This window comes from Micromonospora trifolii (assembly GCF_022229005.1).
GTDB lineage: Bacteria > Actinomycetota > Actinomycetes > Mycobacteriales > Micromonosporaceae > Micromonospora > Micromonospora trifolii.
Genome location: NZ_JAKKFD010000020.1, coordinates 1 through 23,407 on the forward strand (window position 1 = coordinate 1; position 23,407 = coordinate 23,407).

At 70.6% G+C, this 23,407-nt stretch carries 20 protein-coding genes and 1 pseudogene; 13 read left to right on the plus strand and 8 right to left on the minus strand.

Annotated features, from left to right (window positions below; all coding sequences use genetic code 11):
- Window positions 1-342, plus strand: a pseudogene (locus tag NIE79_RS12975) (tetratricopeptide repeat protein); the annotation flags it as partial.
- A gap of 304 nt (window positions 343-646) precedes the next feature.
- On the opposite strand, the gene NIE79_RS12980 reads toward NIE79_RS12975, so the two are convergent.
- Window positions 647-2,020, minus strand: a complete 1,374-nt coding sequence (locus tag NIE79_RS12980; RefSeq protein WP_238678924.1) for a sensor histidine kinase — start codon at window positions 2,018-2,020, stop codon at window positions 647-649.
- 74 nt (window positions 2,021-2,094) lie between these two features.
- Window positions 2,095-2,751, minus strand: a complete 657-nt coding sequence (locus tag NIE79_RS12985) for a response regulator transcription factor (protein ID WP_124816037.1) — start codon at window positions 2,749-2,751, stop codon at window positions 2,095-2,097.
- 95 nt (window positions 2,752-2,846) lie between these two features.
- Between NIE79_RS12985 and NIE79_RS12990 the strand changes: the two genes are divergently transcribed.
- Window positions 2,847-3,998 carry a LolA family protein gene (locus NIE79_RS12990; RefSeq protein WP_238678793.1) on the plus strand — a complete coding sequence of 384 codons (1,152 nt, stop codon included), beginning with the start codon at window positions 2,847-2,849 and terminating at the stop codon, window positions 3,996-3,998.
- A gap of 68 nt (window positions 3,999-4,066) precedes the next feature.
- On the opposite strand, the gene NIE79_RS12995 is transcribed toward NIE79_RS12990, so the two are convergent.
- Window positions 4,067-4,693, minus strand: coding sequence for an SGNH/GDSL hydrolase family protein (locus tag NIE79_RS12995; protein ID WP_238678794.1), 627 nt, complete (start codon window positions 4,691-4,693; stop codon window positions 4,067-4,069).
- 146 nt (window positions 4,694-4,839) lie between these two features.
- On the opposite strand from NIE79_RS12995, the gene NIE79_RS13000 reads away from it, so the two are divergent.
- A complete protein-coding gene (locus NIE79_RS13000; protein ID WP_238678795.1) occupies window positions 4,840-7,134 on the plus strand; it encodes a HelD family protein in 2,295 nt (764 codons plus the stop codon).
- Between the two features lie 55 nt (window positions 7,135-7,189).
- On the opposite strand, the gene NIE79_RS13005 is transcribed toward NIE79_RS13000, so the two are convergent.
- Window positions 7,190-7,609 (minus strand): hypothetical protein, encoded by a 420-nt coding sequence (locus NIE79_RS13005; protein WP_238678796.1) that lies wholly within the window; start codon window positions 7,607-7,609, stop codon window positions 7,190-7,192.
- A 191-nt stretch (window positions 7,610-7,800) separates the two neighbouring features.
- Between NIE79_RS13005 and NIE79_RS13010 the strand changes: the two genes are divergently transcribed.
- Window positions 7,801-9,843, plus strand: a complete 2,043-nt coding sequence (locus NIE79_RS13010; protein ID WP_238678797.1) for a glycerophosphodiester phosphodiesterase family protein — start codon at window positions 7,801-7,803, stop codon at window positions 9,841-9,843.
- 179 nt (window positions 9,844-10,022) lie between these two features.
- Window positions 10,023-10,400 (plus strand): hypothetical protein, encoded by a 378-nt coding sequence (locus NIE79_RS13015; protein WP_238678798.1) that lies wholly within the window; start codon window positions 10,023-10,025, stop codon window positions 10,398-10,400.
- A gap of 73 nt (window positions 10,401-10,473) precedes the next feature.
- On the opposite strand, the gene NIE79_RS13020 is transcribed toward NIE79_RS13015, so the two are convergent.
- The gene (locus NIE79_RS13020) at window positions 10,474-11,424 is read right to left on the minus strand and encodes a sporulation protein (RefSeq protein ID WP_238678799.1); all 951 of its coding nucleotides are present in this window, start codon (window positions 11,422-11,424) and stop codon (window positions 10,474-10,476) included.
- Between the two features lie 295 nt (window positions 11,425-11,719).
- Between NIE79_RS13020 and NIE79_RS34010 the strand changes: the two genes are divergently transcribed.
- Entirely contained in the window at window positions 11,720-11,938 is a 219-nt protein-coding gene (locus NIE79_RS34010) for a hypothetical protein (protein ID WP_308193178.1), read from the plus strand.
- Window positions 11,935-12,468, plus strand: coding sequence for a hypothetical protein (locus NIE79_RS13025; protein WP_238678800.1), 534 nt, complete (start codon window positions 11,935-11,937; stop codon window positions 12,466-12,468). Before NIE79_RS34010 ends, NIE79_RS13025 begins: the two co-directional genes overlap by 4 nt.
- 21 nt (window positions 12,469-12,489) lie before the next feature.
- Here the strand turns inward: NIE79_RS13025 and NIE79_RS13030 are convergent, their stop codons facing one another.
- The 3 genes from NIE79_RS13030 to NIE79_RS13040 are packed head-to-tail and all read right to left on the minus strand — an operon-like array spanning window position 12,490 to window position 15,841.
- Complete coding sequence (locus NIE79_RS13030) at window positions 12,490-12,978, minus strand: hypothetical protein (RefSeq protein ID WP_238678801.1); 489 nt, start codon at window positions 12,976-12,978, stop codon at window positions 12,490-12,492.
- A 57-nt stretch (window positions 12,979-13,035) separates the two neighbouring features.
- Window positions 13,036-13,812 (minus strand): DeoR/GlpR family DNA-binding transcription regulator, encoded by a 777-nt coding sequence (locus NIE79_RS13035; protein ID WP_238678802.1) that lies wholly within the window; start codon window positions 13,810-13,812, stop codon window positions 13,036-13,038.
- A 37-nt stretch (window positions 13,813-13,849) separates the two neighbouring features.
- Window positions 13,850-15,841 (minus strand): beta-galactosidase, encoded by a 1,992-nt coding sequence (locus NIE79_RS13040; RefSeq protein WP_238678803.1) that lies wholly within the window; start codon window positions 15,839-15,841, stop codon window positions 13,850-13,852.
- Window positions 15,842-16,123: 282 nt separating this feature from the next.
- Here NIE79_RS13040 and NIE79_RS13045 point away from each other — a divergent pair, with 282 nt between their 5' ends.
- The 6 genes from NIE79_RS13045 to NIE79_RS13070 all read left to right on the plus strand — a co-directional run bounded on the left by NIE79_RS13045 (window position 16,124) and on the right by NIE79_RS13070 (window position 23,212).
- On the plus strand, window positions 16,124-17,452 hold the full coding sequence (locus NIE79_RS13045) for an ABC transporter substrate-binding protein (RefSeq protein ID WP_238678804.1): 1,329 nt from the start codon (window positions 16,124-16,126) through the stop codon (window positions 17,450-17,452).
- 21 nt (window positions 17,453-17,473) lie between these two features.
- The gene (locus NIE79_RS13050; protein ID WP_238678805.1) at window positions 17,474-18,430 is read left to right on the plus strand and encodes a carbohydrate ABC transporter permease; all 957 of its coding nucleotides are present in this window, start codon (window positions 17,474-17,476) and stop codon (window positions 18,428-18,430) included.
- On the plus strand, window positions 18,427-19,308 hold the full coding sequence (locus NIE79_RS13055) for a carbohydrate ABC transporter permease (RefSeq protein ID WP_238678806.1): 882 nt from the start codon (window positions 18,427-18,429) through the stop codon (window positions 19,306-19,308). The genes NIE79_RS13050 and NIE79_RS13055 overlap by 4 nt, the downstream gene beginning before the upstream one ends.
- Window positions 19,305-21,440 (plus strand): alpha-galactosidase, encoded by a 2,136-nt coding sequence (locus tag NIE79_RS13060; RefSeq protein ID WP_238678807.1) that lies wholly within the window; start codon window positions 19,305-19,307, stop codon window positions 21,438-21,440. Before NIE79_RS13055 ends, NIE79_RS13060 begins: the two co-directional genes overlap by 4 nt.
- A 104-nt stretch (window positions 21,441-21,544) precedes the next feature.
- Window positions 21,545-21,946 (plus strand): YciI family protein, encoded by a 402-nt coding sequence (locus NIE79_RS13065; RefSeq protein WP_238678808.1) that lies wholly within the window; start codon window positions 21,545-21,547, stop codon window positions 21,944-21,946.
- A gap of 3 nt (window positions 21,947-21,949) precedes the next feature.
- Window positions 21,950-23,212, plus strand: coding sequence for an RNA polymerase sigma factor (locus NIE79_RS13070; RefSeq protein WP_274524038.1), 1,263 nt, complete (start codon window positions 21,950-21,952; stop codon window positions 23,210-23,212).
- Window positions 23,213-23,407: the final 195 nt, after the last annotated feature.

The following is a 23,407-nucleotide window of genomic DNA, read 5'->3' on the forward strand; positions in this document are numbered from 1 at the left end:
GGCGCGCCGGCCAGCACCGCGCCGGCCCCGGGCGGCACGGCACCCACGTCGGCTGCCGCCGCGGCGCCGCCCGGCACCCCACCCAGCGCGGTGACCCTGCGCGACACCCGGGACAGCATCGCGCTGAACTGGACCTACCCGGCCGGCGGCGAGGGCCCGGTCGTCATCGCGGGCGGGCGCACCGGCCAGACCCACAACATCTTCGCGACGCTGCCCGCCGGCACCACCAGCTTCGTCATCTACGCGCTCAACCGCACCAACGACTTCTGCTTCACCGTCGCCGTCGCCTGGTCCACCGACACAGTGGCCCGTTCCAAGCAGGTCTGCACCCGCCGCCGCTGACCCGGCCAGCCACCATCCGACAGCCCTCGCTCCGCCAGCCACGCCCGCCGACCTCACTCAGCGTGGGCTTACCCGTTGACCGGCCCGCCGTGACAGGCCGTTGCACCCGTCGCCTCCGTCCACACTCCCGCCCAGCCTTTGCTCTGCTTACCTATGTGCACCACCTCCGATGACCAGCTGAGACATCGCGGCCGCTGCCGCCAGACACGTCGGCGAGCATCACGTTAGGTAGCTGTCGCCTCCGCGGGTGCAGAGCAAAGGGGGCATCGGTAGGTGGTTGGGGGAGGTCGCCGTCACGGACCGTCTACCTTTGGGAATCCTCGGCCGGCAACGCTGGCAGCAGCAGGCACACCCGTAGCCCTCGCTGCTCCGGCGCGTCGGTCAGGGTGATGCTGCCGCCCGCGCGTCGGACCAACTCCCGGACGATGGCCAGCCCCAGGCCGGCGCCCCCATCCTCGCGGGCCCGTCCGTCATCCAGCCGGGTGAACCGGTCGAAGACCCGCTCCCGGTCCGCCACCGCGACCCCCGGGCCGTCGTCGGTCACCGTCACCAGGTGGTACGCCCCCACGCCGGGCCCCGCCCCAGAGCCCACCGTCGGTGCCGCCGTCGACGCCGCGAGCACGACACTGCCGTGTGCGTGCCGTACCGCGTTGTCGACCAGGTTGGCCAGCACGCGACGCAACTCCTCGACGCTGCCGATCGTCCAGAGCTGGCCCTCCGGCGGCGTCACCCGCACCGGCGGCGACGGGTAGCGGGCGGTGACCTCGGTCAGCAACGCGCCCAGCTCCACCGGGCCGGTCCCCCGGGCCGCCGGGGTCTCGTCCAGGCGAGCCAGCAGCAGAAGGTCGTCGACCAGGCGGCTCAACCGGTCGGTGTCGGCGAGCAGGTTGGCGGTCACCGCCGTCCAGTCCGTCCGGTCGGCGAGGCGCTGGGCCACCTCCAGCTCCGTCCGGATGTTGGTCAACGGGCTGCGCAGCTCGTGCGCGGCGTCGGACACGAAAGCCCGTTGCCGGACGCGGGCGGACTCCAGCCGACCCAGCATGCCGTTGAGGGTGACCGCCAGACGGTGGATCTCGTCGGCCGACGCCGGCACCGGCAACCGACCGGCGCCGGCCCTGCCGGTGATCTCCTCGGCGCCTCGCCGTAACGCCTCGACCGGCCGCAGGGTCGCGCCCACCACCCGCCACGCCACAGCGGCCAGTACGGCAACCAGCAGCGGGAACGCCACCAGCAGGATGGTCCGGACCACATGGGTGCTGTGCCGCACGTCGGCCATCGAGCGGGCGACCAGCACGGTGAGCGGGTCGGCCGCGGTGCCGGCGGGTACGGCGACCACCCGAACCGGGCCGACGAGCCCGACCCGCTCGGCCGGCACCTCCAACCGCTGCCGACCGTCGCGGTTCAGTCGCTCCGGGCGGACCATCGGCACCAGGCGGTCGGCGTCGATCGAAGCCGCGCGGATCCGTCCCTGCCCGTCGACGACCTGCACGCGGACCTGCCCCCCGGCCACCGGCAGCGGGTCGGGCAGCGCGTCCTCGGCGGCGAGCAGGGCGACCGCGTCGGCGGTGCGGAACGCCTCGGTGTCGACAGTGCGCTGGAGCACGAAGCCGAGTGCGCCGAGCAGCACCACCCCGCCCACTGCCAGCCCGATGGTGAGACCGACCACACCGAGCGCCATGAGCCGCCCGCGCAGCCCCAGGACCGGCATTCGGCCGGGCCGGGCCCGACCGGTGGGTGCCGGGCCGTCGGCGGTCACGTCGCCAGCCGGTAGCCGGCGCCCCGGACCGTCTCCAGCCGATCCCGGCCGAGCTTGCGGCGCAGGTAGCCGACGTACACCTCGACGGCGTTCGGCGCGGTCTCCAGGCTCGCGTCCCAGACGTGGTCCAACAACTCGATCTTGGAGATGACCTGGCCCGGCCGGCGCATCAGGTAGTCCAGCAGCGCGAACTCCCGCGCGGTCAGCGCCACCTCGGCGTCCGCCCGGGTCACCCGCCGACGGGCCGGGTCCAGCCGCAGGTCACCGACCGCCAGCACGGTCGGGCGCTCCGGCGCGCCCCGACGCAGCAGCGCCCGCAGCCGGGCCAGCAGCACCACGTACGAGAAGGGTTTGGTCAGGTAGTCGTCGGCACCGCAGTCGAGACCGTCGGCCTGGTCGTACTCGCCGTCCTTGGCGGAGAGCATCAGCACCGGCAACCAGTGCTGCTCCGCGCGCAGCCGCCGGACCAGTTCGTACCCGGAGAGGCCCGGCAGCATCACGTCGAGGATCATCGCGTCGTACCCGCCGTGCCGGGCCGCATCCAGGCCCGCCGGGCCGGTCGCCGCCACGTCCACCGCGAACCCCTCCGCCTGGAGACCGCGTTGCAGGGCAGCCGCCAACCGGGCCTCGTCCTCCACCACCAGCACCCGCACAGCTCAAGGGTGCCACCCGGGTCAATCGGCGCGGTTCGGTGTCCTCAGCGCGTTCACAGCACGGAGGGGGCAAGATGGCCGCAGGAGGTGCCACCATGTCCGTCCTGAGAAGCCGTCCCGTCCTTCGTTGGCTGGTCCCGGCCACCGCGGCCGTCGCCGTCATCGGCGGCGGCGCGGCAATCGGCACGTTCGCCGCCGAGGCCGAGCCGAGCCTGCCGCCCCGAACCGCCGCTCAGCTCCTGGTCGACCTACAGACGTCCCGGCTGGAGGGGTTGTCCGGGACCCTGGTGCAACGCGCCGACCTCGGCCTGCCGCCCCTCGTCGGGCTGGTTCCCGGCAACGAGCTGACCACCCTGCTGACCGGCACCCACACCCTGCGGGTCTGGTATTCCGGGCCGGACAAGCAGCGGGTCGCGCTGGTGGACACCCTTGGCGAACAGGACATCATCCGCAACGGCCGGGACCTGTGGACGTGGCAGAGCCGCAGCAACACCGCCACCCATCGCACGCTGGGCGGCGACGCCGGGGCCTGGAAGCCCGCCCCCGAACCGGCAGCGAGCCTGCCGGCCACCCCGCAGCAGGCCGCCGACCTGGCGTTGGGCGCGATCGACCCGAGCACCGAGGTCAGCGTCGGCCGGTCGGCCACCGTTGCCGGCCGGGACGCGTACGAGTTGGTGCTCCAGCCGCGCGACCAGGCCTCCCTGGTGCACCAGCTGCGGATCGCCATCGACGCCAAGCAGCACGTGCCGCTGCGCTTCGAGGTGCTCGCGAAGGGCAGCGACCGGCCGGCGTTCGAGGTGGCCTTCACCCAGGTCGACTACCGCCGCCCGGACGCCGACCAGTTCCGCTTCAACCCGCCGCCCGGCGTGACTGTCGACGAGGAGAAGGCCGAGCGCCCAACGGGTAAGCCCGGTCACACGGGCAAGCCCGGTCACGTCGAGCCGGCGGGTGACCCGCAGGTCCGTGCCGTGGGCGAGGGCTGGACGACAGTGCTCGTCAGCCGCCTCGACGGGGCCGATGCCGCCCGCAAGCCCGCCACGAAGCCGGCGGCTTCCCCGGCCGGCGCCGGCCCGGACATGGACATGGACATCTCGAAGCTGCTCGGCGGGCTGCCGGCGGTCAGTGGTGACTGGGGCAGCGGTCGGCTCCTCACCAGCAAACTGTTCAGCGTGCTGCTCACCGACGACGGCCGGGTGCTCGCCGGAGCGGTGACGCCGGAGCGGCTCTACCAGGCCGCCCGCGGCTGATCTCCACGGTGTTCGCGCCGGGTCGACCTGACGGTCGGCCCGGCGCTTCGCTATGGGTCAGGCGGAGGTCAGGAGACGCCGAGAGCGCTGAGGTACGCGTCGGCGAGGACCGCGTGGCCGGGCAGGTGCGGGTGGACCCGGTCGTCGGCCCAGCGCGTCGCCGGACTCACCGCCAGCACCCGGTCGAAAGCCGCCTGGTTGGGCACGTGCACCGCGTCGAACTCGGTGGCCAGCCCCGCCACGACCGCCGCGTACCGGTCGGTGTCGGCGCGTTGCGGGACGCTCCGGTCGGCCTCGATGAAGAACGGGTCGCCGAGGATCAGTCGGCAGCCGGTGGCGCTGACCGCCCGACGGAGAAGGTCACGCAGGGTGCGCTCGTACTCCTCGATGCCGACGGCCTCATCCGGCCGGTCACCGTAGTGCCGCCAGATGTCGTTGATGCCGATCATCACCGCGAGCCAATCGGGGCGCTCGGCGACGGCGTCTTCGTCCCAGCGGGCGGCGAGGTCGCGCACCGTGTCGCCGCCCACACCCCGGTTGACCCACTCCAGCTCCAACTCGGGGTGCCGCGCGTCGACCAGGGCGCGCACGAGACTCACATATCCGCTGCCGTAGGGCGCGGCGACGTCGCGTCGACCACAATCGGTGATGCTGTCGCCGATGAAGACCACCCGTTGCCCGGTCCGCAGGATCATCCGCCGCCACCTCGTGATCACCGGCGCGCCGGACCGCCCGGCTTGGTGAGAACCGGCGGAACGCGCTATCTTCAACAGTTCGAAGGCACAAAAAAGAACGGCTAAAAGCCGTTCCTGCAAAGGATTCTAATCTTTAGGGAGACGGCTTGTCAAGGCACTCCGGCGGTTCCGGCGAATTGCCGCTCGACGACGAGATCGGTCGCGAGCAGGAGTACGTCTCGATGCTCTACAACCGGCTGGACCAGCTGCGTGAGCAGGCCGCCCACCGGCTCACCGCCGAGCTGCACAACACCGGCGGCACCCTCCAGGACCGCTCGCAGCGCGACAGCTCGGTAGCGATGTACGCCAATCAGGTCGAACAGTTCTCCGCCGTGGAGAACGGGCTCTGCTTCGGGCGTCTCGACGGCGACGACGACTCCCGCCACTACATCGGCCGGATCGGCATCTTCGACACCGGTGGTGACTACGATCCGCTGCTGATGGACTGGCGGGCACCCGCCGCCCGCCCGTTCTACCTCGCCACCGCCGCCAACCCGCAGGGCGTACGCCGTCGCCGGCACCTGCGTACCCGGCAGCGCAAGGTGACCGGGCTCAACGACGAGGTGCTCGACATCGACTCCGCCTCCCCCGGCGCCCACGAGGAGCTGACCGGTGAGGCGTCGCTGCTCGCCGCACTCAACGCGGGCCGGACCGGCCGGATGCGCGACATCGTCGAGACGATCCAGGCCGAACAGGACGAGATCATCCGCGCGGAGCTTCCGGGCGTGATGGTGGTCCAGGGCGGTCCCGGCACCGGCAAGACCGCTGTCGCGCTGCACCGGGCGGCGTACCTGCTCTACACGCACCGTCGGGAACTCTCCAGCCGTGGTGTGCTGCTGGTCGGCCCGAACGCGACGTTCCTGCGCTACATCTCCCAGGTGCTGCCGACGCTGGCCGAGACCGGCGTGCTGCTGCGTACCCAGGGTGATCTCTTTCCCGGGGTGAGCGCCCAACGGACCGAGCCGGCGGAGACCACGGCGCTCAAGGGCCGGGCGGTGCTGGCCGAGGTGTTGGCGCTGGCCGTACGGGACCGGCAGTGGGTGCCGGACGAACCGCTGGAGATCGAGGTCGAGAGGGAGACGCTGACCCTCGACCCGGAGATCGTGCGCGCGGCCCGGGACCGGGTCCGCCGCGTCGACCGACCGCACAACCTGGCCCGCGCGTTGTTCGACGTGGAGATCGTGCACGCGCTCGCCGACCAGGTGGCCGAACGCATCGGCGCCGACCCGCTCGGCGGGGACAACCTCCTCGACGAGGCGGACCGGGCCGAGATCCGACGCGAGCTGCGCGAGGAGACGGAGATCCAGGGCGCCCTCGACCGGTTGTGGCCGGTGCTCACCCCGCAGCGGCTGCTCGCCGACCTGTACGCCGACCCGGACCGGATCGCCGCCGCCGCGCCGATGCTCAGCGAGGACGAGCGGGCGCTGCTGCGCCGCGAGCCGGGTGGCTGGACGCCGGCCGACGTCCCGCTGCTGGACGAGGCCGCCGAACTGCTCGGCGAGGACGAACGTGCCGCCGCCGCCCGGCGGGACCGCATCCGGGTGATGGAACGGGAGTACGCCGAGGGCGTGCTGGAGATCGCCCGGGGTTCCCGCTCGATCGACGTCGAGGACGAGGCCGAGGGCGGTGAGATCCTCGGTGTGACCGACCTGATCGACGCGGATCGGCTGCTGGAGCGGCAGGAGGAGGCCGACCGGCTGACCACCGCCCAGCGGGCCGCCGCCGACCGCACCTGGGCGTTCGGCCACGTGATCGTGGACGAGGCGCAGGAGCTTTCGCCAATGGCCTGGCGACTGCTGATGCGCCGCTGCCCGAGCCGGTCGATGACGATCGTCGGGGACGTGGCGCAGACCGGCGCGCTCAGCGGCACGCCCTCCTGGGCGGACGCCCTGGCCCCGTACGTCGAGCAGCGGTGGCGGCTCACCGAGCTGACGGTCAGCTACCGCACCCCCGCCGAGATCATGGCGGTCGCCGCCGACGTACTGGCCGAGATCGACCCGGCGCTGCGGCCGCCGCGCTCCGTGCGGGAGAGCGGCGTACCGCCGTGGGACCGGACGGTGCCCGGCGGGCGGTTGGCGGCGGAACTGGTCGCCGAGGCCACCCGGGAGGCGGCCGGGCTGACCGAGGGCCGGCTCGGGGTGCTCGTGCCGGCCGGCCGCGTGGGCGAGTTGGGCGCGGCGGTGACCGCCGCCCTGCCCGAGGCCGCCGTCGGCGAGCATCCGGAGCTGGAGAGCCGGGTGGTGGTGTTGACAGTCGCGCAGGCCAAGGGGTTGGAGTTCGACTCGGTGCTGGTCGTCGACCCGGACCGGATGGTGGCCGAGTCCCCCCGCGGACGCAGCGACCTGTACGTGGCCCTGACCCGCGCCACCCAACGCCTGGGCGTCCTCCGCCCGGCGAGCTGACCACGAAGCCCGCCGTCCCCACCGAGTTGTCGCTCGGCGGGGACGGCGGGTGGGGTCAGTCGTTGGATGTGTCCCTGATGGACTTCGCCGGGCCCGTTGCGGAGGTGGACTGGTCGCTGGTGCCACCGCCCCTCGGGGTGCTGAGGCCGCCGGTGGTGGCATCGCCGGTGGTGGTCGGTGCGACAGTGCCCGGGTGTCGCTCCGGCTGTCGGGCCACCCGGCGTACGCTCGCCGGCCCGGCGGTGCCGCCGGTGGTGGTCACCGCGCCCTGCCCGCCGACGGGGCCGCCGTCGCGCAGCACCTGTGGGTCGATCCGTTCCTTCGCCGGATCGAACGGGTCATCGCGCTGGATCTGACTCTCCACATCGGTGCGGGGCACAGTCACCTCGTCGAGGGCGCCCTTGCCGTACACGCCGCCGGCGATCCGATCCTCGGCCTCGCGGGCGGCATCCTGCCGCATGTCGTCCTCACGCACGTCCATCACCTCGCAGAAGCTGTGGAACTGACTGCGTGCCCGGCCACCGGCCGACCAAACCCGGCCTGACCGGGAGGTCGTCCACGGCGGTTCACCGTCACGCCGCCCGCTGGCCGCCTGCCCGCAGCCCGAGATGTCCATGCTGTCCCGCGACCGGTGGGAGATGCCCGCCGGCAGGAGGGGATGACAGCGTGCGCACAGTACGCCGTACCGCCGTCGCGGCCCTGGTGGCCGCGACGGTGACGACCGGGCTCGCGGTGCCCGCTCAGGCGAAGCCACGACCGGACCGGACATTCGACGTGCAGGCCCACCGGGGTGGCCTCGGGCTGCGGGTGGAGAACACTCTCGCCTCCTTCGGCAACGCCCTCCAGCTCGGGGTGAGCACCCTCGAACTGGACGTGCAGATCACCGAGGACGGCCAGGCCGTCGTCACCCACGACCGCAAGGTGACCGGCACCAAGTGCGCCGACACCACCCCGGTGACGCCCGGCGACCCGGAGTTCCCGTACGTCGGGAAGTACATCAACACGCTCAGCCTGGCCCAGGTGCGCTCGCTCGACTGCGGTTCGAAGACGCTGTCGGACAAGCCCGGCCAGCTCGCCGTCCCCGGTGTCCGGATGCCGCTGCTGCGTGAGGTCTTCGCGCTGGTCAACCGCTACCGGGCCACGGACGTGAAGCTCAACGTCGAGACCAAGGTCGAGGCTGGCGCGCCGAGCGAGACCGCCCCCCGGGAGCAGTTCGTCCGGGTCACCGCGGGCGAGATCCGCGCCGCCGGGCTGCTCAAGCAGGTCACCATCCAGAGCTTCGACTGGGGCGCGCTGATGCGCATGCGTCAGGTCGAGCCGAAGCTGCCGCTGGTCGCCCTGACCAACTACGACTTCCTCCAGACCGGTCAGTCGGGTGCCTCGCCGTGGCTGGGCGGGTTGGACATCGACGACTTCGGCGGCGATCCGATCAAGGCGATCCGCAGTTTCGGCGCCAGCGCCTTCTCGCCGGTGCACGGGTCCCCGCAGAACGGCACTGTCACCGACCCCGGCTACAAGCCGTACGTCACGAAGGAGATGGTCGCCCAGGCGCACCGTTACGGGATCAAGGTGATCCCGTGGACTGTCGACGACGTGCCGACCATGACCAAGCTGATCGACGACGGGGTGGACGGCCTCATCACCGACTACCCGGACCGGTTGCGGGGCCTGCTGGCGCAGCGCGGTTACCGGCTGCCGAAGGCGTACACCGCGCCGTTCGACATCCAGGCGCACCGGGGCGGTCGAGCCACCCGGCCGGAGAACACCCTTCCGGCGTTCGCGAACGCGCTGTCCAACCGGGCCATCTCCACGCTGGAGCTGGACACCAACGTGACCGCCGACGGCAAGCTCGTGGTGCTGCACGATCGCACCGTCAACGGGTCGCACTGCGTCGACACCGCCCCGGTGCGCGCGGGAGACCGGAAGTTCCCGTACGTGGGCAAGTCGGTGCACGAGTTGACACTGGCGCAGCTCAAGACCGTGGACTGCGGCACGAAGACGCTGCCCGAACTGCCCGCCCAGGTGCCCGCGCCCGGTGCCAGGATCCCTACCCTGGACGAGGTATTCGCCCTGGTGAAGGCGAGTGGCCGCACCGACATCGGAATGAACATCGAGACAAAGATCAGCCCGGTGGTGAACGACACCGAGCCGTACCGCAGCTTCACCCGCAAGCTCGTTGACGCGATCCAGCGGGCCGGCTTCACCAGCCGGGCCACCATCCAGTCGTTCGACTGGCGCACCATCACGTACGCGCGGCAGCTCGACCGGCGGATCGGCACTGTCGGCCTGGTCTGGCAGTACGGTCCGGCCGAGTGCACGACCCTCGCCGACGAGTGCTCGCTGGAGGCGGTCTACGGCAACCCGTCGGTGAAGAGCCCGTGGACCGGTGGCCTGGACTGGTGGAAATACCAGGACCTCGGCAAGCTGACCCGGGCCGCGGGCGCTGGCACGGTTTCGGCCAACTGGCAGGTGCACGACCCGAAGCAGGGCACTGTCGCCTCGACCGACTGGTACCTGCGGGAGAACCCGGCATACTTCCACGGACCGGATGTTCGGACCCTGCAAACGCGCTACGACCTGAAGGTGATCCCGTACACCGTCGATGACGCGACGGTGATGCAGCGGGTCATCGACCTGGGCGTCGACGGCATCATCACCGACGACCCGGGCCTTCTGGTGAGCGTGGCGATCCGCAACGGCCTGCGCTGACCCGTCGTCCAGCCGATCGCCGGCCGGACTTTTTCCGGCCGGCGATCGGTGTTACCTGCTCACCGGCCTCGGGTAGTCGGGGGTTGTCCCCGCCACGAAAGCGAACCGTGCCGTGGCCGAAACGCGGTAGCGGGGCGAGGGAATGCAGGTACGACTCATCGCATCCTGAGGAGGACCAGATGAGCACGCAGGCTGCTTCCACCCGGCCGATGAACCGGCCCATGAACGACCCGCAGAATCCCGCTCAGACGCGGGACATGCAGACCCAGCAGATGCCGGTCATGCATGACGGGCGCCGCAACGACATGCAGGCACCCGGTACGGAGACCAAGCAGGCGTTCAAGACCACCGAGTTCTGGATCTACCTGATCGCGGTGGCCGCCGTACTGGGCGCGTCGCAGGTCGTCGGTAAGAACTCCGCTGGGGTGGACATCTTCCGGGCCGACAACGCCTGGTTCCTGATCACCCTGCTGACGCTTGGCTACCTCGGTAGCCGTGGCCTCTCGAAGGCCGGCAGCAACTGGCGCAGTGGCGAGGAGCGCAAGGCCCGCCACTAAGCGGGTAGCACGAGCACAGCGCACGATGGCCTCCGGGAGAACCTCCCGGAGGCCATCGTCGCGTGTGGGACGACTACTCGTCGCCGCCGAAGTCACCGCCGAAGTCGCCCTCGAACGCGTCCTCGATCATCTCGCCGGCGACCATGCCGCCGGCGACGCCGAGCGCCGCTCCGGCCACCATGCCGCCCATGCCGTGCCCGCGGCTGTGCCCGTGACCGTGGCTCGGGCCGTACTGGGAGCGCAGGCTGCCGTAGCGGGACGTGGTCTCGCGCAGCCAACCGTCGACGACCTGCGCCCAGTCCACCCGGTCAGCGTCGGTGTGCGCCACCTGGTAGCGACCGAACGCGTCGTGCCCTGCGCTGAGGAACCCACCGCGCTTGTCGCACTCCAGGATGACCTCCACACCGCGCTGGCTGGTCACGAAGGTCAGCTCGACCTCCCGGATCGTGCTCGCGTACTGCGGGGAGGCGAAGAACTCGATCTCCTGGTAGAACGGCAGCGTCTGCTGCACGCCCCGGATGTGACCACGCTCCAGGTCGGCGTGCTTGAACCGGAAGCCGAGCCGCTGGAACGCCTCCAGGATCCGCTCGTGCACCGGCAGCGGGTGCACCGCCACCTGGTCCAGGTCGCTCTTGTCGACCGCCCGGGCGATCGCCAACTCGGTGCGCAGACCCATCGTCATGCCGTGCAGGCGCTGGCCGTACACGTCGGTGATCGGGGTCTCCCAAGGCACCGGCAGCTGGAACGGGATCGAGAGCTGCTGCTTCGGGGCGAGCTTCAGCGGACCGCTGACCGCCATGCGGTGGAACTCCATCGTGCCCGCGTACTCGGTGTCGTGTCCCTCGACCTCGACCCGGGTGACCAGGCCGATCACCACCTGCTCGATGGCTGCCTCAGCGTCGCCGCCGACGAGGTTGACCTGCCCGTCGAGGGTCAGGCCGGGCCGGGTGTTGGGGTTGGTCAGCACGGTGTCCACGCTGGGACCGCCCACACCGAACGCGCTCAACATCTTCTTGAAGACCATCGGAACTCCTGTGCGACGCCGACCGCTCCAGGCTGGAGTCGGACGTTGACTCGAACGGCACCCTATCCAGCACCCCTGTGAGGTGGCTGTGAAGCGCCCGCGCCGACGACGCTCGGGTCGGCGCGTGGCCCGGCGCCGCTTGATCGACTCGGGTTCCTGAAAACCGGGGCATCCCCGCGACCAGGACACCCCGACTTCCTGCAACCCGAGTCCATCACGCATCAGGACGCGGAAATCGCCGTCCTTCACCCCGTTGACGAAGGCCATCCAGCCGCCTACCGGGTAGACGAGGGCGCTGGACCTGGCGCGGACACTCGCCCGTTCCCTGGCGTCCACGCCGCAAATCGACATCGGCGGCTCCACAGTGTCGGCCGAGGACGCGCAGCACGTACGACATTGGGTTTTCTGCGACCGGAACATGCCCGATCGCCGTCGGTGTGCGCGGGAGGCCGACCACGTCGGCTCCTGCCTGTCCGACGGCGGTCCCCAGACCGATCTACAGTCTGGGCGATGAAGACGGGGAGACGGGCACGCCCGGCCATGCTCGCTGCGGCGGTGGGGCTGCTGCTGGTGGTGGTCGGATGCGACACGGCAGCGGTGGACGAGACGCGTGGGTGCCAGGAGCAACGGCAGGCCGACGAGGCGAAGGTCCGGGTCAGTCGCTGGGATTCGCCGGAGGAACTCCCGCATGTCGGTGAGTATTCGGAGATTCACTGGCAGGCGCGCGCGCTGGGCAATCCGTGCTCACGGGCGCCGGGCCCGACGGACTGGGAGTACCAGGGCGTCATCGTGCTGCGCCCGGAGGACGCGCACAGGTTGGCCGAGCAGTTCACGTTCGTTCCGTTCGCATCCATCGACCCGGCCGAGCTTGTCCACTCGCACACGCCGACGGACGTGCGGCCGGACCTCGTGCCGTTCCTTCCGGCCAAGCCCCGCTGGCTGCACAGTCAGATTTACAACGAGACACTCCCGTCGACACGCTGGCGGGTGGTGTTCCTGGACCTGGAGCATCGAACGCTCCTGTTCATGCTGAACGACCACTAGCGCCTGCAAAGGTGGCCGCTGTCAGGTGGGCGTGGCGATCGAGTCGGCCGGCGCACTCGGCGCCGGCCTCGGTGCCCTGACCGTCGCGGTGATCAACCAGGCGAGCGCGGCCAGCAGCGCCACGAGGCCGGCGGGGACCAGACCCCAGGGCAGGGCACGCGGCGACAGCGCCCATGCCTGCCGGGTGTCGGCGAGTACGCGGGGCTGTCGAGCCGACGCCGGGACGGCCACCTCCCACTCGTACGCGCTGCTGGGCTCGTCGTCAATGATCTTCCAGGACTCCTGGACGTCGACGCCGTGGACCGGCCCCTGCCGCCCGCGTCCGCCGCGGGTCCAGTTGCCGACACACCGGCTGTGCATGGCCTCCAGCCGATCGTGGGTCACATAGCAGTGATCGACTGTCGCCCGGGTCTGGTCGGCGGGCCACGAGCCAGCCAACCAACTCAACATCCCTACGAGGGCCAGGCCCACGACGGCGATCGCAGCGAATCGCACAGTGACCGCACTCATGGCCGTGCTCCCTTGTTCGAGTCCTGGCCTGCCGGACGGATGGGCGTGCGGGACGCCCTAGTCGGGCTCCACGATCACCAACTCGCCGACCTGTTCGCCGATCGTCGTACGTGCCTCGATCGGCAGCCCACGGTCGGTGATCAGCACGTCGGCGGCCTCCAGTGGGGCGATGGTGGCGATGCCGATCGTCTCCCACTTGGTGTGGTCGGCGAGCACCACGAGTCGGCGGGCCGCGCCGATGAGGCAGCGGTTGACGCCGGCCTCCAGCAGGTTGGGCGTGGTGAACCCGGTCCGTGGGCTGAGGCCGTGCACGCCGAGGAAGAGCAGGTCGACGTTGAGTGCGCTGATCGCCGCCTCGGCCACCGGCCCGGTCAACGCGTCCGACGGGGTGCGGATGCCACCCGTCAACACGACTGTCTGGTCGGCGCGCGGGTTCTGGTAGAGCGCGTCGGCCACCGGGATCGAGTTGGTCACCACTGTCAGCCCGCGTACGTCGGAGAGCAGCGTGGCCAGCGCGGCGGTGGTGGTGCCGGCGGACAGCGCGATGGCCATTCCCGGCTCCACCATCGTCGCGGCCCGCTCGGCGATGGCCCGCTTCTCCGCCTGCTGGCGGATCGACTTCGCGGCGAAGCCGGGTTCCTCGGCCGAACCCGGCCCGGCGAGGGTCGCGCCGCCGTGCACCTTGTCGACCAGGCCGCGCTCGGCCAACACCTCAAGGTCACGCCGGATCGTCATGTCGGACACACCGAACCGACTGACCAGGTGACTCACCCGTACCCCGCCACGTTGGCGGATCAGATCGAGGATGGCGGTCTGCCGCTGCTGGGCGAGCATGGGGGGAACCTCCTTCGCGCCGTGACTGTGGTCAGAATCAAGTCCGATCCTCACGGACGACCGCCACCTCACCGGCCGGCAGTGCCAGCTCACCGACACAGTGTCCTCCGGTCAACAGCTCGACGCCGCGCGCCGGCAGGCGTACCTCGGTGTCGGTGTGGTTGATCGCGAACAGCCAGGTCCGGTCGCCGTCGCGGCGGCGGACCACCTCCACCCCGGACGGCGCCGACACCGCCGGGCGGACGCCGGCCTCGGCGAGCAGTCGGGCCACCAACCGATCGGTGGCCGGTTCGTCCAGTCGGGTGCCGACATACCAGGCGGCGCCGTCGCCCACCCGGTGTCGGGTCAGCGCCGGCACGCCCGGCAAGGGCCCATCGGTGTACGACGCGAGCACCTCGGCGCCGTCGGGGTGCACCCACTCGGTCCACACGTCAGCGGTGCCGCCGTCGTCGAGGTGGACCTGCTCGCCCTCGCGCAGCGGGAAGAACTCCTCGGTCCGGACGCCGAGCAACTCCCGGAACGCGCCCGGGTAGCCGCCCAGCCGGACGTGGTCGTCGGCGTCGACGATGCCGCTGAAGTAGGTGACCGCAGCTGTGCCACCGGCCGCGACGTAGGTGTGCAGCGCGTCGACGTCGGCGTCCCGGACCAGGTAGAGGGTCGGCACCAGGACCAGCCGGTAGCCGCTGAGGTCGGTGGACGGGTGGACGATGTCGGCGGTCACGCCGGCCCGCCACAGCGAGCCGTACAGGGCGTTCAGCCGGTCGGCGTAGGTGACGTCGACGCTGGGGTGCGAATCCAGCTCGACACCCCACCACGCCTCCCAGTCGAACAGGATCGCCACGTCGGCGTCCACCCGGCTGCCGCATACCTCGGCGAGGGCCTTGAGGTCCGCGCCGAGCTGGCAGACCTCGCGGAACACCTTGGTGTCCGGGCCGGCGTGTGGCACCAGCGCGGAGTGGAACTTCTCCGCGCCGGCCCGGGACGCGCGCCACTGGAAGAAGAGCACCCCGTCGGCGCCGCGGGCGACGTGCGCGAGGCTGTTGCGGCGCAGCTGCCCGGGCAGCTTGGCCACGTTGCGTGGCTGCCATTGGACGGCGCTGGTGGAGTGCTCCATCAGCAACCACGGGTCGCCGCCGGCGACGCCCCGGGTGTGATCGGCGGCGAGCGCCAGCCCGAGGTGCGCCTGCGGGTCGGCGGCGGTCAGGTAGTGGTCGTTGGACACCAGGTCCACGTCGGACGCCCAGGACTGGTAGTCCATGTGCTTGACGCCCATGCCGATCATGAAGTTGGTGGTGATCGGCTGCCGGACCAACGTCTGCAACACCTCGCGCTCGGCGCGTAGTTGGGCGCGCAGCTCGTCGGAGGAGAACCGCAGGAAGTCCAGCTGCTGCGTCGGGTTGGCGAAGGTCAGCGCGGCGCGCGGCGGGTTGATCTCGGCCCAGTCGCCGTAGCGCTGGCTCCAGAACGCGGTGCCCCAGGCGTCGTTGAGCCGGTCCAGGTCGCCGTAGCGCTCGCGCAGCCAACCGCGGAACGCCTCGGCGCTGACGTCGCAGTAGCAGTGCGCGTTGTGGCAGCCCAGCTCGTTGGAGATGTGCCACATGACCACGGCGGGATGCTCGGCGTACCGGCCGGCGACCGCGCGTACCAGCTCCAGCGACCGCTCGCGGAACACCGGTGAGCTGGGGCAGTACGCCTGTCGTCCGCCCGGCCAGAGGATCGCGCCGTCGGCCCGGCGGGGCAGGGTCTCCGGGTGTGCGCGGGTCAACCACGGTGGAGGGCTGGCCGTGGCGGTGGCCAGGTCGACCTGGATGCCGCCGGCGTGCAGCAGATCCAGCACGCGGTCCAGCCAGCCGAACTCGAACCGCCCCTGGCTGGGCTCCAGCAACGCCCAGGAGAAGATGCCGACGGAGACCAGGTTGACCCCGGCCTGGCGCATCAGGTCGACGTCCTCGGACCAGGTTTCCTCGGGCCACTGTTCGGGGTTGTAGTCGCCGCCGAAATAGATGCTGTCACCCTGCCATCGCCGCATGACAGCTGAGGGTGCACCCGCTGGTCCACGGAAGTCAACAGGTTCCAACATCGAGCTTCTTTCCAACGTTTACCAGGTAACGGCCGTGTCACGACTGGGTTATCAGAGGCGAACTGCCCTCTTGACAGCGCCCGACCGCAGGGTAGCTTGAGGCCCCAATGGCCGTTCGTGTTCGCCAATGTGGATTCTCGGTGGATCTCAATGTGTGATCACGGCGCCGGACCTGCCCTCACCACCCTGAGGCCCTTGGGCGTAGCTCCTTCTCATCCGCAGGAGGCACAGATGTCCCGTCCCCAATCCCAAGCCGAGTACCTGGCTCGGCTCGTACCGCCCTCAGTCGCCGGCGTCAATCGACGATCGCTGCTGGCCGGCGCGGCCGGCACGGGCGCGCTGCTCGGCACCGGCCTGCTCGCTGGCTGCGGCGACGACTCCGGTTCCGGCGGGTCCAGCAAGGACGTGTCACTCGGCTCGAACCAGTCGGACCCGAAGCCGAAGGACGTCCTGGTCAAGGTCACCGACGGCTTCAAGACCTCGTCCGGGGTGCAGGTAGCGGTCAATACGGTCGACCACAACACGTTCCAGGAAAACATCAACAATTACCTACAGGGCAAGCCGGACGACGTCTTCACCTGGTTCGCCGGCTACCGGATGCGCTTCTTCGCGCAGAAGGGCCTGGCCAGCGACATCAGCGACGTGTGGGGCAAGCTATCCGGCTACTCGGACGCCTTCAAGAAGGCATCCACCGGCGACGACGGCAAACAGTACTTCGTACCGGCGTCCTACTACCCGTGGGCGGTCTTCTACCGCAAGTCGGTATGGCAGCAGTACGGCTACCAGGTGCCCACCACCCTGGACCAGCTCACCGCGCTCAGCGCACAGATGAAGAAGGACGGCCTCACCCCCATCGCCTTCGCCGACAAGGACGGCTGGCCGGCGATGGGCACCTTCGACATCCTCAACCTGCGCATCAACGGCTACCAGTTCCACATCGACCTGATGGCCGGCAAGGAGACCTGGACCTCCGACAAGGTCAAGAAGGTCTTCGACACCTGGGCCGGCCTGCTCCCCCTGCACCAGCCGGACAGCCTCGGCCGCACCTGGCAGGAGGCCGCGCAGTCGTTGCAGCAAAAGAAGAGCGGCATGTATCTGCTCGGCCTCTTCGTCGGTCAGCAGTTCAGCAACGAGGAGCAGAGCGACCTCGACTTCTTCACCTTCCCCGAGATCGACCCGGCCATCGGCGCCAAGGCGCTGGACGCCCCGATCGACGGCTACATGATGGCCCGCAAGCCCAAGAGCGAGGACAACGCGCGCAAGCTGCTGGAGTACTTCGGCGGCAAGGACGCTGCGAACATCACGGTCAAGAACGACCCGGCCACCCTGGTGGCCAACGGCAGCGCCGACGTCAGCGGCTACACCGCGCTGCAGAAGAAGGCGGCCGAACTGGTCGGGTCGGCCACCGAGATCGCCCAGTTCCTCGACCGGGACACCCGGCCGGACTTCGCCTCGACGGTGATCATCCCGGCGCTCCAGCAGTTCATCAAGGACCCCAAGGACATCGGCGGGCTCACCTCGTCCATCGAGAACCAGAAAAAGTCGATCTTCACTGACTGACGGCGGAAGGGGGAGGACATCGTGTCCGACCTGCCCCTGATCCAAGCGGATCGCGCCGTGCCGCCGCCGGCCGCGACCACCTCCACTGGTGGTCGTCGCCGACGGCTACGGCTCCTGTCCCGCACCGACCGCGTGGTCATCACGCTGATGGTGCTCGTCCCGCTGCTGCTCGTCACCGGGTTCGTCTGGTTGCCGGCGGCGGCCACCGTGCTGCTCTCCGGCACGAACTGGGACGGCATCGGCCCTCTCAACGAGATCGAGTTCGTCGGCGCACGCAACTACAGCGACGTGGTGAACATCTACCCGCCGTTCGTGCCGGCGGTCCAGCACAACCTGCTCTGGCTCGCGGCGCTCTTCGTGGTCGCCACCCCGTTCGGCATGTTCCTGGCCGTGCTGTTGGACAAGGAGCTGCGCGGCAGCCGCTTCTACCAGACCGCGCTCTACCTGCCGGTGGTGCTCTCGCTGGCACTCATCGGTTTCGTCTGGCAGCTGCTGTACTCCCGCGACCAGGGCCTGATCAACGCCGTCTTCGGCAGCAGCATCGACTGGTACGGCGACTCCAGCGTCAACATCTGGGCGGTCATGGTCGCCTCCGGGTGGCGGCACGTCGGGTACATCATGCTGCTCTACCTGGCCGGTCTGAAGGGCGTCGACCCATCGCTGCGCGAGGCGGCGGCAGTCGACGGCGCCTCGGAGAGCCGCGCGTTCTTCCGGGTCGTGTTCCCGGTCATGCGGCCCATCAACATCATCGTGCTGGTGGTGACCGTGATCGAGTCGCTGCGCGCGTTCGACCTGGTCTGGGTGGTCAACAAGGGCCGCAACGGTCTGGAGCTGATCTCCGCGCTGGTCACCCAGAACGTGGTGGGTGAGGCGAGCCGGATCGGCTTCGGCTCGGCGCTGGCGACGATCATGCTGGTCGTCTCGCTGGTCTTCATCACCATCTACCTGGCGACCGTGATGAGGGAGAACCGGGAATGAGCGTGGACACTCCGGTTCGTCGGCGCAAGCTGACCCCGTTACGGATCCTGCTGCACGGCTTCCTCATCGTCGTCTCGCTGGCCTGGCTCTTCCCGATCGCCTGGGCGGTGCTGACCTCGCTGCGCTCGTACGACTACACCGCCGCGAACGGCTACGTCTCCTTCGGCGGCTGGACCTTCGACAACTACGTCACCGCCTGGCGGACGGCGGAGTTCGGGCAGCACTTTCTCAACTCGGTGTACATCACGGTGCCGGCGGTGCTGCTGACGCTCTTCCTCGCCTCCTGCGTGGCGTTCGTCATCGCCCGGTTCAGTTGGAAGCTCAACCTCGTCCTGCTCGGGATCTTCACCGCGGCGAACCTGCTGCCCCAGCAGGCGCTGCTCATCCCGCTGTTCCGGCTCTTCACCGAGGTGCCGCTGCCGGAGTTCATGAGCGACTCGGAGCTGCTCTACGACAGCTACTGGGGCCTGATCCTGATCAACGTGGCCTTCCAGTGCGGTTTCTGTGTCTTCGTGCTCAGCAACTACATGAAGGCCCTGCCCCGTGACCTGTACGAGGCGGCGATGGTCGACGGGGCGAGCATCTGGCGGCAGTACTGGCAGGTCACCATGCCGCTGTGCCGGCCGGCCCTGGCCGCGCTGGCGACGCTTGAGGTGACCTGGATCTACAACGAGTTCTTCTGGGCCACCGTCCTCATGCGCACCGGCGACAAGTTCCCGGTGACCAGCTCGCTGAACAACCTGCGCGGTGAGTTCTTCACCGACAACAACCTGGTCTCGGCGGGCAGTGTGCTCGTCGCGATCCCCACCCTGGTGATCTTCTTTATGCTCCAGCGGCACTTCGTTCGGGGCCTGACCTTGGGAGCCTCCAAAGGATGACGATCCTGCACCTGCGCCGCGCGTGGACCAGCCTGGTGCTCGACGCGCGCGGCCCGGGACTGCCGCGGGTCGTGCACTGGGGCGGCGACGTCGGCAACCTCGACGACGACGGCCTGCGCCAGCTCACCGACGCGACAGTACCGCCGGTGGTGCCGAGCAGCTTCGACGAGCCGACAGTGCTGTCAGTGCTACCGGAGGCGAGCGCCGGCTGGAGTGGTCGGCCCGGCCTGGCCGGGCACCGCGACGGAGCCGACTGGTCCACCGCGTTCCGGCTGGACGGTCTCGACGTCGACCAGCCCGCCGACGGGCCGGCCCGGGTGACCGTCCGGGCGTCGGACCCGGCTGCCGGGCTGACAGTGTCCATCGAGATCACGCTCGACCCGTACGGCCTGCTGACCGTTCGGCACCGGCTGCGCAACGACGGCGACAGCGCGTACGAGTTGCGGGAGCTGACGCCGGTGCTGCCGGTGCCGGCGGTCGCCACCGAACTGCTCGACCTGACCGGCCGGTGGTGTCGGGAACGGTCCCCGCAGCGGCACCCCTGGCAGCACGGCGCCTGGGTCCGCGAGGGCCGTCACGGTCGTACCGGGCACGACGCCACGCTGCTGCTGGTGGCCGGCACCACCGGGTTCGGCTTCGGCCACGGCGAGGTCTGGGCGGTGCACACCGCCTGGAGCGGCGACCACGTCACGTTCGCCGAGCGTCGGCCCACCGGCGAGTCCACCCTCGGCGGCGGCGAGCTGCTGGCTCCCGGGGAGATCCGGCTCGGGCCCGGCGAGTCCTACGAGACTCCGCTGCTCTACGCGGTCTGGTCCGACGTCGGGCTGGACGGGCTCAGCGACGTGCTGCACACCCACCTCCGGGCTCGACCCGGGCACCCGCGCTCCCCCCGCCCGGTGACCCTCAACGTCTGGGAGGCGGTCTACTTCGACCACGACCTGGACCGACTGCGGGCGCTCGCCGACCGGGCCGCGCAGATCGGCGTGGAGCGGTTCGTGCTCGACGACGGCTGGTTCCGCGGCCGGCGCGGCGACACCGCCGGGCTCGGCGACTGGTACGTCGACGAGGGCGTCTGGCCGGACGGCCTGCAACCGCTGATCGAGCACGTCACCGGCCAGGGCCTCCAGTTCGGCCTCTGGGTCGAGCCGGAGATGGTCAACCCCGACTCGGACCTGTTCCGCGCGCACCCCGACTGGCTGCTCGCCGTACCGGGGCGGCTGCCGCCGGCCTGGCGCCACCAGCAGGTGCTCGACCTGGGCCGCCCCGAGGCGTACGACTATGTGCTGGAACGCCTCGACACGCTGCTCACCGACCACCCCGGCATCCGGTACCTCAAGTGGGACCAGAACCGGGACCTCACCGAGGCCGGGCACCACGGCCGCCCCGGGGTGCACGGGCAGACAGTGGCGGTCTACCGGCTCTTCGACGAGCTGCGCGATCGACACCCGGGTCTGGAGATCGAGAGCTGCTCGTCCGGCGGGGCCCGGGTGGACCTGGCCATCCTGGCGCGCACCGACCGGGTCTGGGCCAGCGACTGCAACGACGCCCTGGAGCGGCTCAGCATCCAACGCTGGACGGGGCTGCTGCTGCCACCGGAGCTGATCGGCACCCACGTCGGTCCGGAACGCTCGCACACCACCAGGCGCGTACACGACCTGGGTTTCCGGGCGGCGACAGCGCTCTTCGGCCACCACGGCATCGAGTGGGACATCGCGTCGATCAGCGCCGCCGAGCAGACCGAGTTGGCCGCCTGGGTGGCACTGCACAAGCGGCTGCGCCCGCTGCTGCACGCCGGCCGGGTGGTCCGGGTCGACCACCAGGACCCGGCCGTCTGGGCGCACGGCGTGATCGACCACGACAACACCCGTGCGGTGTACGCGGTGGCCCGGCTGACCACCTCGGTGACGCAGGTGCCCGGCGCGGTGCGGCTGCCCGGCCTCGACCCGGGCCGGCGGTACCGGGTGCGACAGGCGTCCGGGGTACCGGCACCGGCGAGCATCGACCTGTCTCCGCCCACCTGGCTGGCGGGTGGTCTCACCCTCAGCGGGGCGGCGCTGGCCCGGGTGGGTGTGCAGTTGCCCGCCCTGCACCCGGAGCAGAGCCTGGTGCTGGAGGTCGACGCCGTCGACTGAAAAGATTCTGGAGAATATTCGGCCGGGGTGTCGAGAACGGCGGGGCCTGCATCTACCTCAGTGTGAGAGCACCGACGACGGTGCACGGGCGTGAGGAGCCAACCATGAAGTACATGCTGCTGATGCAGTTCAGCGCCGCCGGGACCGACTTCCCGAGCATCGACACCTGGACCCAGGACGAGGTCCGGGCGCACATCGCCTTCATGGGCGAGGTCAACGCCAAGCTCACCGCCAACGGCGAGTGGGTCGCCGGGCAGGGCCTCGGCGGCCCGCAGCAGGCCCGGATCGTCCGCGCCGGTGAGGGCGGGGCGCCGGTGGTCACCGAGGGGCCGTTCGCCGAGACGAAGGAGTTCCTGGCCGGCTTCTGGATCGTCGACTGCGAAAGCCCGCAGCGGGCCGTGGAGCTGGCCGCGCACATCTCCACGGCGCCCGGCCCCGGCGGTCGGCCGCTGAACATGCCGGTCGAGGTGCACCCGGTGATGTCCGCCCCGCCGCAGGAGCTGTGAGGACTGAACACCGATCCCCGCATCGAGGACCTGCTGCGCGAGTTGGCGCCGCAGGTCCTCGGCGTGCTCAGCCGCCGCTTCGGTGACTTCGCCACGGCGGAGGACGCGGTGCAGGAGGCGCTGCTGGCCGCCGCCACCCAGTGGCCGACCGAGGGGCTACCGGCGAACCCCCGGGGCTGGCTGATCCAGGTCGGTTACCGCCGGATGATCGAGCTGGTCCGCGGTGAGCAGGCCAGACGCCGCCGGGAGGACCTGGTCGTCCGCCGGGACCCGGACGACAAGCGGTACGCGCCAGCCCCGGACGAGGAGTTGACCGCCGAGCGGGACGACACGCTGGTGCTGCTCTTCCTCTGCTGCCACCCGGCGCTCGCGCCGACGTCGGCGGTGGCGCTGACCCTGCGCGCCGTCGGTGGGTTGAGCACCGCCGAGATCGCCCGCGCGTTCCTGGTGCCCGAGGCGACGATGGCGCAGCGGATCAGCCGGGCCAAGCAGCGCATCCGGACATCCGGGCTGCCGTTCCGGATGCCCGAGCCGGCGGAGCGGGCGGACCGGCTGATCGCCGTACGGCAGGTGTTGTACCTGGTCTTCACCGAGGGGCACACCAGCACCGCCGGCCCGGACCTGCGCCGCGTCGACCTCGCGGCGGAGGCGATCCGGCTGACCCGTGCGCTGCACATGCTGTTGCCGAACGACAGCGAATCGGCCGGACTGCTGGCGCTGATGCTGCTCACCGAGGCACGCGGGCCGGCGCGGACCGGGCCCTCCGGCGAGCTGATCTCACTTGCCGATCAGGACCGCAGCCGCTGGGACGCGACGGCGATCGCCGAGGGCGTCGCACTTGTCACCCGGGCCCTGCCCCGCGGGCCGGTCGGTCCGTACCAGGTGCAGGCCGCCATCGCCGCCCTGCACGACGAGGCGTCGAGCACCGAGCAGACCGACTGGCCGCAGATCCTTGCGCTGTACGAGGTGCTGGAACGCATGGCCGGCAGCCCGGTGGTGGCCCTCAACCGGGCCGTGGCGACGGCCATGGTGCACGGACCGGCCGCCGGCCTGGCCGCCCTCGACGCGTTGGCCCACGACCCGCAGTTGGCCGGACATCACCGGCTGGCCGCCGCCCGCGCCCACCTGCACGAGATGGCCGGCGACCAGGCCCAGGCGATCGCCGGCTACCGGGTCGCCGCCGCCCGCACGAGCAGCCGCCCCGAACAGCTCTACCTGACCATGCGAGCTGCCCGCCTGGCCGCGCAGTCCGTCGAACTCCCGTGACATCAAGAATCGACTGGTCCCGCCCGGCAAGACCCAGGCAGCTTCACCCGCCACAGCTGGCAATCTTGGACACTTTCCGTTCCGTCGGCGGGCTCAACCGGTGGTGGCAGCAGGTGGCGGACGGGTGTCCCGGGCCGCCTTTGGAGCTGATGCCGTAAACGATTCACCCACCGGGACGGGTGCCTGGCCCGCGCG